Origin of the sequence: Flavihumibacter cheonanensis (genome assembly GCF_022352215.1) — a bacterium.
GTDB classification, from domain to species: Bacteria; Bacteroidota; Bacteroidia; order Chitinophagales; family Chitinophagaceae; genus Flavihumibacter; species Flavihumibacter cheonanensis.
In genome coordinates this window covers 1,626,122-1,642,879 of record NZ_JAKRWF010000001.1, presented here as the reverse complement: position 1 = coordinate 1,642,879, position 16,758 = coordinate 1,626,122, and the positions used below count along the sequence as shown (strand labels likewise).

At 45.2% G+C, this 16,758-nt stretch carries 17 protein-coding genes; 10 read left to right on the top strand and 7 right to left on the bottom strand.

Annotated elements, in window-relative coordinates:
• Positions 1–51: 51 nt before the first annotated feature.
• Entirely contained in the window at positions 52–981 is a 930-nt protein-coding gene (locus MD536_RS07260; RefSeq protein ID WP_239597177.1) for an alpha/beta fold hydrolase, read from the bottom strand.
• Between the two features lie 66 nt (positions 982–1,047).
• Between MD536_RS07260 and MD536_RS07255 the strand changes: the two genes are divergently transcribed.
• From MD536_RS07255 to uraH, 7 genes are all read left to right on the top strand, one after another.
• Positions 1,048–1,404 (top strand): YrdB family protein, encoded by a 357-nt coding sequence (locus MD536_RS07255; RefSeq protein ID WP_239597174.1) that lies wholly within the window; start codon positions 1,048–1,050, stop codon positions 1,402–1,404.
• Between the two features lie 11 nt (positions 1,405–1,415).
• Positions 1,416–1,787 (top strand): VOC family protein, encoded by a 372-nt coding sequence (locus MD536_RS07250; RefSeq protein ID WP_239597172.1) that lies wholly within the window; start codon positions 1,416–1,418, stop codon positions 1,785–1,787.
• 86 nt (positions 1,788–1,873) lie between these two features.
• Positions 1,874–2,263, top strand: coding sequence for a hypothetical protein (locus MD536_RS07245; protein WP_239597170.1), 390 nt, complete (start codon positions 1,874–1,876; stop codon positions 2,261–2,263).
• Positions 2,264–2,305: 42 nt separating this feature from the next.
• On the top strand, positions 2,306–3,145 hold the full coding sequence (locus tag MD536_RS07240) for a FixH family protein (protein ID WP_239597167.1): 840 nt from the start codon (positions 2,306–2,308) through the stop codon (positions 3,143–3,145).
• 10 nt (positions 3,146–3,155) lie between these two features.
• Positions 3,156–5,174 carry a TonB-dependent receptor gene (locus MD536_RS07235; protein WP_239597164.1) on the top strand — a complete coding sequence of 673 codons (2,019 nt, stop codon included), beginning with the start codon at positions 3,156–3,158 and terminating at the stop codon, positions 5,172–5,174.
• Between the two features lie 16 nt (positions 5,175–5,190).
• Entirely contained in the window at positions 5,191–6,345 is a 1,155-nt protein-coding gene (gene chrA, locus MD536_RS07230) for a chromate efflux transporter (protein ID WP_239597157.1), read from the top strand.
• Positions 6,346–6,388: 43 nt separating this feature from the next.
• Positions 6,389–6,796, top strand: a complete 408-nt coding sequence (uraH, locus tag MD536_RS07225) for a hydroxyisourate hydrolase (protein WP_239597154.1) — start codon at positions 6,389–6,391, stop codon at positions 6,794–6,796.
• A gap of 1 nt (position 6,797) precedes the next feature.
• Here uraH and MD536_RS07220 read toward each other — a convergent pair whose 3' ends face one another.
• Genes MD536_RS07220 through MD536_RS07210 form a run of 3 tightly spaced genes read right to left on the bottom strand, consistent with a single transcriptional unit; the run spans position 6,798 to position 9,858 of the window.
• Positions 6,798–8,315: a serine hydrolase domain-containing protein gene (locus tag MD536_RS07220; protein ID WP_239597150.1), complete on the bottom strand. Its 1,518-nt coding sequence runs from the start codon at positions 8,313–8,315 to the stop codon at positions 6,798–6,800.
• 6 nt (positions 8,316–8,321) lie between these two features.
• A complete protein-coding gene (locus MD536_RS07215) occupies positions 8,322–9,314 on the bottom strand; it encodes a metallophosphoesterase family protein (protein ID WP_239597148.1) in 993 nt (330 codons plus the stop codon).
• 22 nt (positions 9,315–9,336) lie between these two features.
• A complete protein-coding gene (locus MD536_RS07210) occupies positions 9,337–9,858 on the bottom strand; it encodes a TlpA family protein disulfide reductase (protein ID WP_239597145.1) in 522 nt (173 codons plus the stop codon).
• A gap of 115 nt (positions 9,859–9,973) precedes the next feature.
• Between MD536_RS07210 and MD536_RS07205 the strand changes: the two genes are divergently transcribed.
• Entirely contained in the window at positions 9,974–12,352 is a 2,379-nt protein-coding gene (locus MD536_RS07205; RefSeq protein WP_239597142.1) for a hypothetical protein, read from the top strand.
• Here the strand turns inward: MD536_RS07205 and MD536_RS07200 are convergent.
• The 3 genes from MD536_RS07200 to MD536_RS07190 all read right to left on the bottom strand — a co-directional run bounded on the left by MD536_RS07200 (position 12,330) and on the right by MD536_RS07190 (position 14,982).
• The gene (locus MD536_RS07200) at positions 12,330–13,178 is read right to left on the bottom strand and encodes an NAD(P)-dependent oxidoreductase (RefSeq protein WP_239597140.1); all 849 of its coding nucleotides are present in this window, start codon (positions 13,176–13,178) and stop codon (positions 12,330–12,332) included. The two genes, MD536_RS07205 and MD536_RS07200, sit on opposite strands and share 23 nt — an antisense overlap.
• Before the next feature lie 18 nt (positions 13,179–13,196).
• On the bottom strand, positions 13,197–14,093 hold the full coding sequence (locus MD536_RS07195) for a hypothetical protein (protein ID WP_239597139.1): 897 nt from the start codon (positions 14,091–14,093) through the stop codon (positions 13,197–13,199).
• Between the two features lie 61 nt (positions 14,094–14,154).
• A complete protein-coding gene (locus tag MD536_RS07190; protein WP_239597137.1) occupies positions 14,155–14,982 on the bottom strand; it encodes a helix-turn-helix domain-containing protein in 828 nt (275 codons plus the stop codon).
• A gap of 60 nt (positions 14,983–15,042) precedes the next feature.
• Here MD536_RS07190 and MD536_RS07185 point away from each other — a divergent pair, with 60 nt between their 5' ends.
• Both MD536_RS07185 and MD536_RS07180 read left to right on the top strand, forming a co-directional pair.
• Positions 15,043–16,029 carry a type I glyceraldehyde-3-phosphate dehydrogenase gene (locus MD536_RS07185; protein ID WP_239597135.1) on the top strand — a complete coding sequence of 329 codons (987 nt, stop codon included), beginning with the start codon at positions 15,043–15,045 and terminating at the stop codon, positions 16,027–16,029.
• Positions 16,030–16,752 (top strand): DUF92 domain-containing protein, encoded by a 723-nt coding sequence (locus MD536_RS07180; RefSeq protein WP_239597132.1) that lies wholly within the window; start codon positions 16,030–16,032, stop codon positions 16,750–16,752.
• Positions 16,753–16,758 lie beyond the last annotated feature (6 nt).

Below are 16,758 nucleotides of genomic sequence, written 5' to 3'. Positions count from 1 at the left end.
AATTTGGAGTTGAATTTGTTGAAACGCCTGCACGCTAAAAAATCCAATCGTTTACTTTGTTTTCGTTCTACCGTATTTATTTAGAAAAGGCTTCACCGCATTGTATAAGTTTTTCTGGTTTTCCAAATACAATGCATGCCCCCCTTCCAGATATTTTATTTGTTTGTTTGGAAAGCGCATCAATTCCGGATGCCTGATTCCGATAGTGTAGTCTTTTGTTCCGCCTATTATTAAAACAGGGCATTTAATACTGGCTGTTTCCGGTATAAAGTCTGCAAAATATTCCTTGTATCCCCAGACTTTATTGCCAAAATCCCATTCTTTTCCATACGCAAGCGTAACTGAATCATGGTACTGAAAATTTTCCCGGCTGTTAAACATCAGCCCATAGAACAAATCTTCTTCTCTAAGCTTTCCAAATGCTTGTCCCCATCGTTGCAATAATGGAAGAGAATCGTTGGTTAGTTCCGGATAGGTTTTTCCCTTTTTTTCCAGGAGTGCTACTGCATGTTCAATTCCACTAGTTGCTGAGGAATCTATATTTACGGTGCAGTTCAGGTATACCATCGCTTTAATTGCATCAGGGTGTGCTGTTGCATATGCCGTTGCCAGTATACCGCCAAAAGAATGCGCCATCACTATCCATTGTTTAATTCCCAGTGATTTCCGGACTTCTTCAAAGTCCTGTACCATTCTTGTGAGTGAATAGTTACTGCTTTCCGACTTGCCGGAACGGCCACATCCGCGTTGGTCGAGGTAAACCATTTGAACGGCCTGTTCAAATATATTTCCCCCGGTATGTTCAAAATAACCGGAGTTAGAGCCAGGCCCGCCATGGAGAAACAATACCGGTGCGCCTTTTCCACTAATATGCACAAAAAGATTAACGGAATCTGATGTTTGGATTATTCGTGTCGTATCCGAAGAAAAAGCCAGCAGGGTAGCTAAAATAAAGGTTGCCAGTAAAACAGTTATTTTCATATGGGTGCCTGTTAGGGAACTGCAAATGTACTATTGTTTCTTACTAACTTTATTGTTTGAGGTAGTATGCATAATCATCCGCTTAATCTGCTATTACGTTTCGGGCTGGAACTCGCACTGGTTGGCATCTATGCTTACTGGTCGTGGCATAGTTTTGAAGGGTTTCAAAAATACCTGTTCAGCTTGCTTATACCACTCGCTGGTATGCTGCTTTGGGGAATTTTCAAAGTTCCCGGTGACCCTGGTAAAGCGATCGTTGCCATTCCCGGTTGGGTTCGGATACTGCTGGAAGTCTTTTTATTCGTTGCAGGATATTGGATGCTGAAAAATTTGCATCTTAGTAAAGCTGCCAATCTGTTTGCGACTATATCGATATTGCACTACCTGATCTCCTGGGAACGCATCCGGTGGTTGCTTTCATAATAAATTTAATTATGAGTGAATCTTTATTTCAGGGAATTGACACCATCATTATTCGTGTTTCGAATCTTGAAAGGTCAAAATCCTGGTACTTAGAAAATTTACAGCTTGTCTGCATGTATGAAGATCCTATCCATCAACTGGCGGTGTTGGATACAAAAAGTGCTACCAGTTTAACCATCTGGCAGACAGATCAGCCAATAGCGGCTAAATCAACTACTAGTTCTTATCCCATTTTCAGAACTAGTAATGCGGTGCTTGCTCTTGACCAATTAAAGGTAAATGGTGTGCAGGTTTCTGATCTGATTACTGATCATGCAGTTACTTATTTTACTTTTCAGGACCCGGATGGAAATATATTGGAAGCCTGTCAGGTGCATGAATAAGCCTGATGAAAATCATTCCTGTTCCTGATAAATGCTTTTTGGAGTAAGTGTACTGTTGTTGTAATTTCGCAGGGTAGATAAGTCAGGTGCGATTACTTCACAACATAGTAACCAGCGTTTTATTACTGGTAGTGCTTACTGGAGCAATGAAGAACTCCCTGTTGTTAATGTATTACCAGGTTGATACCACCGCTTTTATCAACACATTCTGTGTGAATAAAGACCGGCCGCAGTTGCATTGTGATGGAAAATGTAAACTCTCCCAGCTGCTGAAAGAAAAAGAATGTAAAGAAGCCAACGAAACCCTTGTTTCCCTTCAGGCAGAATACCTGCTTTTTCAACCAACCGAAAAAATTAAGTTGCAATTACCCTCTCTTCTGGTAACTGATCAGCCTGCTCCTGTTGCTGTATATTCCAATTTATATAAGTTTCAATTTCTCTCCCGTTCGGATCGCCCTCCGCAGACAATAGCATAAGCACTCTAACCCATCTATTGTCTAATTATTTAATTTATAAAAATGAAATCTCTGTTCATATGGGGACTGTTATCCCTTACCCTACTATTTACCGCCTGTTCCAAAAATGATGAAAAACCCGCACCCGCGGATGAACTGGAAGGCCTTACTCTCGTTAAATCAATCTCGAATGCCACGCATATTATAGACCTGTACACAGCAAATGGAAAGTTTGAAACCGGATATAATCCCATTTATTTCCAGATAAAAACCACCAGTGGTAGCCTGGTTGACAATGCTACCAGTAGCTGGATGCCGGTTATGAAAATGATGAATATGAGTCACTCCTGTCCTTTTTCAGCAATTGAAAAAAAACAGGGTGCTCAATACACCTACCAGGGATTTATTGTTTTCCAAATGCCGGGAAACGATATGGAATATTGGGAATTAAGTCTTACTTATACGATCAATGGACAAACCTATACGATAAAAGAACGCATTCAGGTTACAGATCCAACACGCAGGAAAGTACAATCTGTAATGGGATCTGATAACAAACGGTATGTGCTGGCGATGATGGAGCCTTCCAATCCAAAAGTTGCATTAAATGATATGAGTGTGTTGCTCTACACCATGACCAACATGATGCAATTCGACCCGGTAGATAACTATACCATCCAGATTGATCCGCGTATGCCTGGTATGGGTAATCATGGATCCCCCAATAATATCCATCTTACACAGAGTGCAGATAAGATGTACCGGGGCAAACTGAGCCTGACCATGACCGGTTACTGGAAAATTAATCTCCAACTGCTGAATGCAAATGGAACGGTTGTGAAGGGAGAACCTGTTGCAGGTGATAATGAATCCAGCAGCCTGTTTTTTGAAGTTGAATTTTAAAGCACCTACAATGAAGCAGCTAATATGCTGCGCATTGTTACTGTCTGGCCTGTCCTCCACAGGTCAGACAGTACCTGCGCAAAAAGATTCTACAAAAGTTCAGGAATTAACCGAGGTAATTGTGATTTCCCGCCAGGCAAGCCGGAATAAAAACAGTAATCTGCTGAGTACCGTGGATCAATATCTTTCCTCACACGAACAGGTTGATCTGATCAAAAGAGGAGCCTATGCATGGGAGCCCATGTTAAATGGACTCTCTTCAGAGCGTTCTGTAATTACAATTGATGGTATGCGCATTTACGGTGCCTGTACCGATAAAATGGACCCGGTCAGTTCCTATGTGGAAACAACGAATCTGTCGAGGTCCGATATAAAAAATGGACAATCAGGAAATGCGCATGGTGCATCCATTGGTGGAAGTCTGGACCTGGTGCGAAAAAAATCCGGTTTTGGAAACAATCTTTTTTTGACCCATCTCTTCAGTGGTTTTGAGTCCAATAACCAACAACGCATTTTGGGTTCGGACATTTCGTATAGCAGAAACCGATGGTATACTGATCTTGATTTCACCATTCGAAAAGCGGAAAATTATCGCGACGGAAAAAACCAGGAAATCCTTTACAGTCAATTTTCCAAATTCAATCTTTCTGCAGCTGCAGGATTTAAATTGAATGAGCATAAGCAGCTGGAAGCTTCTGTTATTGTTGATGATGCACGCGATATCGGATACCCCGCATTGCCGATGGATGTATCCAGCGCAAAAGCAGTTATTGCTTCTATTGGGTATACCCGTCACCACCTGTCAACCACCTGGCAGGAATGGGAAACTAAACTATATCATAACAAAGTGACGCATATCATGGACGATACGAAACGTCCGGTTGTGCCGATTCGTATGGATATGCCCGGTTGGAGTACAACAACGGGCATGTATAGCCGAATGGAAGGGAAATCATCCCGTCATCAGTTCAAACTAACTGCCAGTGCGCATCATAACCGATCGCTTGCGGAGATGACCATGTACCCAAATGATCCGAATGAAAAGGAGATGTTTATGCTGACCTGGCCAGATGTGCATACCTGGTATGCCGGACTTTTTATGGAGGATAATTTTCAGTTCCACCATCAATGGACGCTCAACAGTTCAGCCGGTGTTGCTTTTCAGCAGCATCATTTGAAAGATGAATCCGGAGTTAAATCACTGCAAATTTTTTACCCGGATATGAAGTCTGTAAAAAACCGATTCCTGAAAAATTTCGGATCGAATTTGCAGTACCATCCCGGCAATTGGCGATTTTCGTTTGGGGCTTCCTACAGCGAACGCGCACCCAGTGTTTCGGAGGGTTATGGATTTTATCTGTTTAACAGTTTTGACCGGTTTGATTATATCGGTAATCCCGGTTTAAAAAATGAGCAATCATTTTCATTGAACGGAACTGTTGCTTTTGCAACGGATCGGTTTAGTTTGAAAGGGCAGGGTAGCTCGTTTCAGATCCGAAATTATATTGTAGGAATGCCATCACCCGGATTGATACCCATGACAATTGGGGCATCCGGCATCAAAATTTATCAACAGGTTCCATTTGCAACAGTTTACTCCGGCAGTTTGAATGCCAGTTATGGTATTGTTTCCGGTTTATCGGTTTCCGGAAAAGCTATTTACCGCAGAGGATATACGAATGAGCAGCTGGATTTACCAATGATGCAGCCATTTTCTTATGGCGTTCGTTTGCAATATGCCAGAAATGCGTTCTCTGCAGAGGCCAGCCTGGATGGGGCGGTAAAACAATGGAAGTACAGTCCACTATTTGGTGAAACTGCTGCACCGGCATATACCATCGCAAGCCTGGGGGCCGGATACCAATTTAAATGGAAGAAAAATACCTTTCAGCTTAGAAGTGGAGTAGAAAACATCTTCAACAGGTATTATACCACATTTGCTGATTGGAACAGGATACCCCGTATGGGAAGAAATCTGTTTCTGAATCTTATTATCGGGTTTTCGGAACCGTTAAAAGCAGGGCTTTAGTATTTTAGCGGCTGTTATGGAGCAGCAGTCAACAGCCAGTCCGGCATCAAACCAACGGCAACGGCTAACCGAAGTGGCGCGTGTATTTCTGAAACTTGGAATAATCGGGTTTGGTGGTCCGGCTGTGCATATCGCCCTGATGGAAGAAGAGGTGGTGCGCAAGCGCAATTGGATGACCGCGCAACATTTCCTCGACCTGGTGGGTGCCACCAATTTAATACCCGGTCCCAATTCCACAGAAATGACGATGCACTGTGGTTTTGAACGGGTAGGTTGGAAAGGTTTGGTAGTTGCGGGTGTTTGCTTTATCGTTCCTGCGGTGCTGATAACAGGTCTGTTGGCCTGGGCCTATCAGCGATACGGGCAATTGCCGGAAGTAGCTCCTTTTATTTATGGCATCAAACCGGCCGTACTATCAGTAGTGCTGGCGGTGATGATCAGTCTGGGTAAAAAAGCGGTGAAAAACAGACAGCTGGCACTGTTGGGTATATTGGCGCTGATAGCTGTACTGGCAGGTATGCATGAAGTATATGTTTTGTTTGGAGCCGGGGCAATTGGTATACTACTGTATTATGCACTCACCAATCGCAGTTTGAAAGGATTTCTGCCAATTCCACTATTACAGATTGTTCAGGAAGTTCCTGATCTGATGAATGGGAAAATCTTCTGGATGTTTTTAAAGATCGGTTCTATTTTATATGGCAGCGGTTATGTCCTGTTTGCTTTTCTGGATGCAGAATTGGTAAGTAAGGGATGGTTATCGAAACAGGTGTTGATTGATGCCATTGCTGTGGGACAGTTTACACCTGGTCCTGTATTTTCGGCAGCAACTTTTATTGGTTGGCAATTGGGTGGTTTTGGAGGTGCAGTTGCGGCTACTGTTGGCATTTTTCTACCTTCTTTTTTGTTTGTCGCACTGTTACAGCGAATAGTTCCGTATCTGCGAAAATCTCCGGTTATGGCAGCTTTTCTCGATACGGTAAATGTAGTTTCGGTAGCCATCATCCTGGCGGTATTGATTGAAATGGGCCAGCAAACCATTTCCGACTGGAGAATGATCGTAATTGCGGTTGCAGGATTTTTGGTTTCCTTTTTTTATCCCCGCGTCAACAGTGCATTGATAATTGTGGGTGGTGCGCTGCTGGGGTATATTTTAACATTTGTGCGGTAAACTCTTTTCATCCCTTCCTGTTTCTCTTCCAAATAACTTCGTCATGAAATCAGTACTACTGGCAGTTTGTTTTGCCTGTTTTTCTATGGTTTGTTTTTCGCAGTCGAATAACTACCAGCTTTCGAGTCATATCCTGGATATTGCTAAGGGTGCACCCGCGGCTGGTGTACCCATTCGCTTAGAAAAAATGGATCCTGCAGCCAAATCGTGGACAGTCGTGGATCAAAAAACAACAGATAAAAATGGCCGGGTTGGTGATTTTTTGCCGGAAGGGAAGTCCAATACAGGTATCTACAAGCTGGTTTTTCTGACCAGCGACTATTTCAAAAAACAGCAGCTGGAAAGCTTTTATCCCTTTGTGGAAATAGTTTTTGAAATCAAAGACAACTCTCATTATCACGTGCCGATTACTTTATCCGCATTTGGTTATTCCACGTACAGAGGGAATTAACTTATTTTTCCCGGGGTTCCAATCGTATACGATAAGCCTGGATTTTAGCTGGTTGCTCGGGTGATAAGGTAAAATACACGTTCAAATCAGCTTTTTCTCCATGAAGGGTAAACGTTCCCCGCAGGTTGTTTTCCGCGATAATCGGAGAACTCCGGAGAATTTTCCCCGCAGCCTGGAAAACTGATTTGGCTTCTTTCCGTAAGCTGTCAACCTGGTAATCGAAGAAGAAATTTTCTGCGAAGATGGACGATTGTTCAGCATTTTTCCAATCCGGCAATAAGGCAGTTAGTTCCTGTTGACGTTGCAATAGGATAGGGGATGGTGGAACAGCCCGGGGTTGTAGTTCGGCTTTCTTTACCAGCAGGTCGAGCGATTGAATATTCAAAGTGGTGGCGGGTGCATAGGTCTGGTTGATGAAACTCACAATGCCGATTCCATACTCAGGAAGGATGGTCCAGTTGCTGCCAAAACCTGGTAATCCGCCACTATGCCCCACCGTTATACGACCTTCACAATCCTTGCTCCAGCGAAGTCCGTAGCCATAGCCGGCTGCAGTTGGACAAATCCTTCCATCCGGGTACTTGTAGTTGGGGTTCAGCCCTGCGAAATTCCAGGGTTGCTGCATTTCTCGCAAAGAACTTCTTTGAAGCGGACTGTTATCGGATCCATTTCTGGCCGGCCAGGCACTTAGCATGAAGTTCATATACCTTGAAAAATCTTCTGCGGTAGTAAGGATGCCGCCCATGATGCCATATGCACCATCGTGTTCCATCGGTTGTGCTTCCCAGCTGGAATTCAGCCAACGGTATCCAATTGCTAGTGTACTATCGGGTACAGCACTGTATTCCCAATAGGTATGGTGCATGCCGAGTGGTTTCCAGATATATTCTTCAATGTATTCCTGGTAGGACATGCCGGATACTTTTTTAATGATGGCACCCAGCATGGCAAATCCCATATTGCTGTATTCATAAGCGGTACCCGGACTTGTAGAAAAGGATATCCCTCTTTTGAACATGGCGTGCATGCTATCTTCTGAAATATCCAGTTGCCGGTCGCCCCACGGATTGTCTTCCGGAAATCCGGCGGCATGTGTCAGTAGGTGCCGGATGGTGATCGGTGGTGCATCGGTGGTAGGATACTGTATGTCAGATAGTTCCGGTATATAAAGCTGCGCCGGTTCATCGAGTTGCAGTTTGCCCTGGTCGCGTAATTGAAGAATAGCTACTCCTGCGAAACTTTTCGACATGGATGCAATACGGAAAACAGAACCGGGTTTAACCGGATTTCCCATCTCCCGGTTAGCCATACCCGAAGTTTTCAAATGCACCAGTTTCCCATTTGCAACAATGCCATAGATGTATCCTGGCTGGTTGTTTTTGGTGGCAAAATCTGTAAAAAGCTGATCTGTCTCTTTTATTACACTTTTCCAAGCGTTGGAATTGATATTAACGGATTGAGCCTGTACGAACACTGTTATAAATGAGCAGATAAAGAGCTGAATGATTTTTTTATACATAAATGATCAGGATGTAGGGATGAATTCAACTTCCAGGCAGGCACCACGTGCATTGGCTTCACTTACCACCTGCGGGATGCCGTTAATGATATCCAGTGAAGGGCGGTGAATATGTCCGGCTATTACACCGAGCATATTGGGTGCATTGAATACCGTATGATGAAAATCCATGGTTGCAGTTGTATGGCCTGTTTCGGGCCATCGTTCGCGGCGTTCCAATTCGAAATTTTTATCAGATTTGGCATTCCATTCCGGATGGCCGCAACCAAAACCTACGGACCTGCCCGGTGCATAGAGTGGAATATGAACCATCAGCACAACAGGTTGCCCGTATTGCAGCTGCTGTTTGAAAAACTGCAACTGCTCTGTTGTAATCTGGTAATTGGAATTATCGAGGATTACAATTCGTACACCCTGCAATTCCGTTACCTGCATCAAGGGGTTCTGTTGCTGGTAAAGCGGGAGTAAGCGCTTTTGAATCCATTCGCTTCGTAAACTTGATAAACTGCCGGGCATGCCTTCATAATGCCAGTCGTGATTGCCAGCCGTATATACATATGGCAATCCAGCCGTTTTCATCTTATCCAGCACAAAATCAACAGCTGCTTCTGATGGAAAGCTGACAATATCACCGATCAGGGCAACCAGTGCTGCTTTTTTATCGGCCGCGAGGTTGAGCGCGGCAGCCAGGCTTTTTTCAGGGTTGGTGGCTTCCCCGGTAAGGTAATGCTGGGTTTGATTATAGGCGTTGGCCATTCGGCCACTGTAGGATTGGTAGGGAATACCGCGCTCATCGTCCCGAAACAAATGAGTGTCAGCGATCACGACGGTTTGAAAAGCCTGTTTGATATCCGGATGATAAAACCGAAGGCGCGTGCCATCCAGTGAAAAACTGCCTTTACTTTTAGATTGCATGGTTGCAGGCGGTTGTGCCCAGGCAGGTAGGGAGGCTCCAAGGGTAGAAACACCCAGTAATTGGAGCCAGTCTCTTCTTTTCATATATCAGAAAGCTTTCCCTAAGCTACTGAAAAAACTGCTGGTAAGTGGCGGTGCTGTAATCACGTGCACCTTCAATACGGTCAATGAGTTCACCGTTTTCATTGAAGATGAACGTGGTCGGAATACCCGAAACTTCAAAGACAGGGGGCAGCGCCTGATCGGTAAAATAGACGGGCGACTGGATATTATTTTTCAATGCATAGTCAACTCCCTTCTGGCGATCCTTGTCCACATTCAACAACACAATAGTGGCTTTGCCGGGATCCATGGTTTTGTACAGCGCATCAAGCGAGGGCATTTCCTCGCGACAGGGGGCACACCAGCTTGCCCATAGGTTTACCAGTACTTTTTTACCCTTTAAGGAAGCCAGGTCGAACGGTTCATTTTTAATATTCACGAGTTGTAATGAGGGCAGGGGAGTGCCGGCCAGTCTGTTTTTCTGGTTCTGTTCTTCGAAACTGTTGCTGGTTCTCGGTTTCATGGAATTATCGCAACCGGCCAGCAGAAGCCCGGTAATAAGCAGCGCAAAGGATACCTGTTTCATGGCCTGAAAATTACCAAATGATTTCATTTCCTTATCCAATTAAGCTGTTAAAGATGGAATACTCCGAAAAATCCACAGATTGTGTCCTGGTAAGCTCTCAACTAAAACGATTGTTATGAAAAAAGGCGCATTGCTGTTTTGTATTTTATTGCTCCTGACGGGTCCCTTTGCAATGGCACAGGTCAATCTCCAGGCGGGAGAACTGGCACTTAAGCTGGATGAAAAGGGATTTCTGACTGCCATCACGCATTTGCCGAATCAGCAAAATTACCTTGCCACAGATACGATTGCTCCTCTTATGCAATTGGTTATTGGGGATAAAAAATACCTGCCAGCCAAAGCGACCTGGAATAAGGCCAGTCAAACCATTCGTTTATTCTATCCGGATATTAAAGGCCAGGCGGATATTAAAGTGAGCATCCGGTCTACCCACCTGGTAGTTGAATTGGTACGTGCAGAACCTAAACAATTGCTGGATGCAGTGATCTGGGGTCCTTTTCCAACTACTGTTACAAAATTGGTTGGAGAAGTGATTGGGGTAGTGCGCGATGACCAGGTAGCCATTGGCATACAGGTATTGAATCCCAAAACACTGGGTGGAAATTATCCCAATAAAGAAGGAACTACCTGGGAAAGAGGCATTGCCGCCAGTAAGTATACCTGGGGTAGTACCATGCAGGCCTATAGCATCAATCGCGATAAAAACCGAACCGTGGATGCCTGGGTAGGTGTTCAGAAAAACATGCCGGTTCCTGCATTGAAAGGGGAGTCGGTAAATGGAAGCAAGCTTGCATTTTTTAGTTGCGAGGAGCCGGGAACCCTGGACCGCCTGGGAGCCATTGAACTGGCTGAGGGATTACCTCATCCTACGGTAAATGGTGTATGGTTTAAGAAGTCGCCCTATTTTGGAAAATCCTACCTTATTTCCTCCTTTGGAGAGAAGGATGTGGAAGAGATGATTGCGTATACCAAAAGAGCGGGACTGATCTCGCTCTATCATGAAGGGCCGTTCCGTACCTGGGGACATTTTGAGCTGGATAGTACCCAATTCCCCAATGGAAGAAAAGGGTTGAAGGAAGCTGCCGCAAAAACAAAAGCGGCCGGTTTGTTTTTTGGGGTACACACCCTTACCAATTTCATCACTACCAATGATGCCTACATCACCCCGCTACCAGATGATCGGTTAAGCGTTACCGGTAGTTCTATCCTGGTTTCGGCTATAGATGCCAGTGAAAGTGAATTGGTGGTGAGATCTCCCGAATATTTCAACGCAGAACAGGGAAATGAATTACATACTATTAAAATCGGAAAAGAGCTGATCCGGTATCGGGCAGTGACCAAAGAAGCGCCTTACCGTTTGCTTGATTGCCAACGGGGTGCTTTTGGAACAAAGCCAACAGCACATGCTGCGGGTTCAGTGGTAGGTAAATTGTTTGATCATGGCTACAAAGTATTTTTTCCTGATTTCAATATGCAGCGGGAAGTAGCATCCAATATTGCGCAGCTGATGAATGAAACGGGTGTGAACCACCTGGATTTTGACGGGCATGAAGGTGCATTGGCCTCCGGCCAGGGTGATTATGCGCTGGAAATGTTTGCAAAGGATGTGTACGATCAGGTGAAACATGATTTTATTGCCGGTACCAGTACCAGCAAAACCTTTTACTGGCATATCGGATCCTATTATAACTGGGGTGAACCCTGGTATGGTGGATTTAAGGAAAGCATGCAACAGTACCGGATCGATAACCAGGGATTGTTTCATCGTAACCTGATGCCACCGATGCTGGGTTGGTATTTGCTTACAGCCAGTACTACACTGCCGGAAATGGAATGGATGCTGGCCAGGGCGGCTGGATATGGGGCAGGGTTTGCGATGGTGGCAAGACCGGATGCGCTTCGAAAAAATGCAAGAACCGGCCTTTTATTGGATGCTATCCGTGAATGGGAAGCTGCGAGAAATTCAGGTGCATTTAACGCGGATCAGAAAGAGCGATTAAAAAATACGCAACTGGCTTTCCACCTGGAAAAAATTGCAGAAGGCAGGTGGAAATTATTTCAATATGAACAATCTCCTTTGTTCAAACGGGAGCATTTTATTCGTCAGCCAGGTGAACCAACTCATAGCCTGTTTGAATTCAGCCAGCAATGGAAAGAACAACCACTTCAGTTCCGGATGAATGCCGAAGGCAAGGAAGGGAAAATCGGCAAGATTAGTTTACAGGTGGATGATTATTACGAAATCAGTTTGCCAGTAGAACTGTTAGCAGGAGAGTCCCTGGTTACAGAAGGCAAACGGCAGGTACAGGTCTATGATGCAAAAGGAAATCACCGGCAGACCCTGACACTCGATCGGGACCTGCCGGTGATGGTACCGGGTAAACATAAGATTACAGTGGACTGCCAGTTCAGCGAGGATGAAAAACCGGTCCTCTATTTTCAGGTTAGCGGTCTGAGCAAAGAGGAAACGGTTACAAGTGCTCCGACCCGATAATCGTCCAGTCTTTTTCCGCCATCCCTTTTGCAAGCCAGCGATCCATTTCGGTTGCGCATGCGGGTAAGATAGCGAGCTGTTTGCCGGCTGCTTCGGCAACTTCCAGCATCAGACGCGCATCTTTCCGGCTCATTTGCAATTCCCAGGAAGGCTGGTCGTATTTTCCACTAAGCATACGGGTTAGGCGCGCAGGAGCAGTGGCGCCTGCATTCCAGTTCTCAAATAAGTTGGTAATGTCTTCATTAGGCACACCCATTGATTTGGCAACGCCCAGCATATCGGCAATGCCAGTGGTCATGGTTATAAGGAAAGAGTTGCCCATTAGTTTGATGGCAGCAGCCCGACCAGGATTGGTTCCATATTGTAATACCTTTCCGGTCATTGGAAGTATCATCGGAAGAACCTGGTCCAGAATAGGTGATGCTTCGGAAATCAGCATATATCCGGTGCTTTCGAGTGCATTCGCGGGCCCCATGAATACCGGTACATGTACATAGTGGATGCCTTTTTCAGCCCAGTTCCTGGTGCGATCGATAGCACCCTGCATGGAGGTGGTGGTATGATCCAGGATGAAACAACCTTTTTCAAGTGCCGGTTCAGCGGCTGCCAATACACTGTCCACGGATGCATCATCCGAAAGCGTGAGGTGGATCCGTTTGATGCCCTTAACGGCTTGCTGTATATCCTGGATGGCTTTTGCTCCGGCGGATTCAAGAGCTACTGCTTTTTTATGCATACGATTCCAGACCTGTACAGTATTGCCTTGTTGCAGGAGCGCTTTGGTAAAGTTGGAACCAAGCAACCCCATTCCAATAAATGTGATCATATGAGTTCATTTGAACAACTAAGGTCCGAAATCCGGCCAATTTTCCATCAGCTTTACCAATGGTGTTAATTGATGTGCTTTCAGGAATGTTTTCCAGTCAGCATCTGAGAATCTGATAGGCTGGGATTTAAATGCTTTCCAAATTTGTTGCCCAAATGCTGGTCCATGTTGATCATAAAAATGACCAGCAGCTTTATGCCAGTTACATTGGTACCAGCCATAATTTTGCGGATACTCCTTGCCAATCTGGTCATAATTTTTTTCAAGTTCTTCCAGGCTGGTAAACTTGTAGTGCTGATAACCTCCGGATACTATAAAATTGGGAAAGACCGTTAAGGCCGGCAGCAATTGCGGTTTTTTTTCTGCAACAAAACTATGAGTCATGATATTACAGAATAATTCACCCATCCATTTGCGTTGCATGTTGATATTGGCTTGCATATGAAATGCATGGGACAGTTCATGAAGCGCCAGTATATCAAAAAAGGCACTTGCGCTAATACTACCATCAGGCCGGCTATAAGTGGACTTTATTGGAACTTTCCATCGTTCCGGGATTTCGCTGAGGGGTGGGATAAAACTTTTCCAGAAGGGGTTGTCTTGCGCGGCAACAATTAGTGTACGCTGGTCGTCATAATGTGGCATTCCATATACCACTCGAAACCTGGAATAGGTATTCCAGTCTGCTTCTGCCAGTACCAGCAGATCCACTTTCGGTTGAAAGGAGAGTTGATTGGTAAAATAAGTAAAAGCCGTATCCACCAGGTTGGAAATTTCGCTTGCACGTGCCTGATAGCCATTACTGAAATAAACAGTGAATCTTTCTTTTTCCAGTTTACCGAGTCGTGAATAATCCTGGGCTTGTGCCTGGTCTTGCAATAAGAAAGTCAGCAGCAACAGTAAATAAGATTTCATAACGAATTATTTACTGCAAAAATCTCTTTTGAAATGTGTGAAAACTAGTACAAATCCGACATTATAAGCGGAGGTCGCGTTGCATTTTCAAGGGAGCCTGGTTGATTTCTTTTTCAATACCCCGGGGTGATTTATAGGTGAATTCACGGAAATCCCGGATCAGATGCATCTGGTCAAAATAGCCAACATGGTGTGCGATGGTTGTCCAGGTTGCCTCCGGTTGTTCCTCGTGCATGCGGTAAGCGCGGGAAAATCGTATGAGTCGCGCAAAGTATTTGGGAGAAAGACCAATCCTTTCTTTACAAACCCGCTCAAATTGACGATTGCTGAGGCAGGCAAGGGAAGCAATCTGATCAATACTGCAATTACCACCGGTTTGCAGCATAACCTGCATGGCCTGGTCGAATGGAAGCATCGCCTTCTGGCAAATCCTTTGATCGAGGAGAAAAAGTTCCACAAGGCGCACCATTTCGTCGAATCCGTTGCAATGCTGCAACTGATTGACCAGTTGCGTAAGTGGCCGGCCAAAAAACTCAGTAGCATCAAAACTTTTATCCACCAGTTCATGCAGGGGCATACCCAAGAGATGATACAACCCGGAAGGATGAAAACCTATCCGGATAGCCAGGTGCTCCCGGTGAAGTTGGAGGTAAACTGGCTTTGTTTGTGGCCCTACAATAACCGCTCTGGGTTGTGGTATAAAATCCCTGGATGGATCGATTTGAGCACTGATGGGATCCCGCAGGTAGAGGAACAATGAATTTTGCGGTGTGGGTGGGTAAAAACAGGGAGTTGCAGGATCAGGGGTGTCAAAAATTGCATGCACCGGCATGATGCAGTGAATACTGTCCTGTAAAAGAGGATGAGGTAGGTAGAACCTGTTTTCCAAGCCGGTTGTTTTCAGTAAAATACGAACTAAATACTGATCTTTGCGCCCAAAATTGCCCTTATGAGAGTTGCGATCAATGGAATGGGCAGGATTGGCCGGTTGTTGTTCCGGCGCCTGCTGAACCAGGAAGGTATTGAGCTGGTAGCGGTAAACGATGTGATGCCGGTGGTGAACCTGGTATACCTGTTGAAATACGATTCTCTGTATGGGCCGTTGCATAAGGCAATCAGTAGGGAAGATGGATTGATAACTGTTGACGGCAAAAAGATTCAAGCATTCCAGGAAGAAGATCCTCTGCGGCTTGACTGGAAAGGCTTGGGCATTGATATGGTACTGGAATGTTCAGGACGATTTAGCAGCAGGGACGGAGCAGAAAAACACCTGAAAGCCGGAGCAAGAAAAGTATTGCTGTCAACCACCGGTTCAGAAGATATTCCCTTACTGATTTTTGGTTTCAATCAGCACCAACTGGATGCCAGTGTTGATATCGTTTCTCCAGGTGGATGTATGACCAATTGCAGTACGCATATCCTGTACCTGATGCAGTCCATTGGAATAGAATCCGCACACTTTAATATTCTGCATTCCTACACTTCCCGACAGGAGCTGGTGGATACCGCGCATCCGCAGTTCAGGCGGGGGCGTGCAGCGGCTGAATCCATCATCCCGGTAGAAATTGACCTGGTAAAATCGCTGGACAGACTGTTTCCTTTGAAAGGTCAACTGGCAGCCATGTCGATCCGTGTGCCGGTTACCAATGGGGCATTGACAGATGTTACACTTCAAATGAAGGAAGAAGTGAGCAGGGAGCAGGTAAATGCCATCTTCAAAAAAGCCGCTGAAAGCAATTATGCATCGGTGTTAGATTACACAGAGGATGAACTGGTTTCGGCTGATATTAAGGGAAATACGCATTCGCTGATTATTGATGGAAGTCTCACATCTGTGGTTGGCAAACAAGTAAAACTTATTGCCTGGTTTGATAACGAATATGGGTATACGAGTCGTATGCTCGACTGGCTGCATTACTGGAAAGCAATGCTATAAATGGATTGGATTACTAATCTCCTTTTTTTATTACTGTTTATCCTGTTGTCAGGACTAACAGTAAAAGCCCGTTTGCTGAATAAACCGGCAGCTGCTTCGGGTGCATTACTTGCCTGGCTGATCTGGCTGGGAACAGGAGTGACTGGCGTACTGTCCTTGGCGCTGTTTTTTATCTGCGGCGCAGGAGCAACACGCTGGAAAAAGAAAGTTAAACGGCAATGGATAACCGAAGTTCAACATACAAAAGCAGATCGTTCCGCCAGCCAGGTTTGGGCAAATGGAGGAATAGCGGGTCTGGGGGCTGTACTTGCGCTCATGTTTCCGGTATGGATGGAGGAAGGGTTGCTAATAATAGTCGCAGTACTCGCTGCTGCCTGTTCTGATACGCTTTCCTCAGAACTTGGAACCCTGTATGGACGTCGTTTTTTCAATTGCCTGACCTGGAAGGCAGATCAACGGGGAGCGGATGGCGTAGTGAGTTTGGAAGGATTTGTTTTCGGTCTTCTGGGAACTGTGCTAATTGCCCTGGTTTATGGGTTTATGCATTCATTTGGCTGGCAGTTTGCGGGGATTGTGCTGGCCGGATTCCTGGGTAATCTTGCTGATTCTTTCTTTGGTGCAGCCTTGCAGCGCAAAGGGTTGTTAAACAACGACTGGGTGAATGTGCTGAATACCATTATCGCGGCCATTTCCATCATTCTTCTTAGTATTGCTTTCAATTAAAATCCA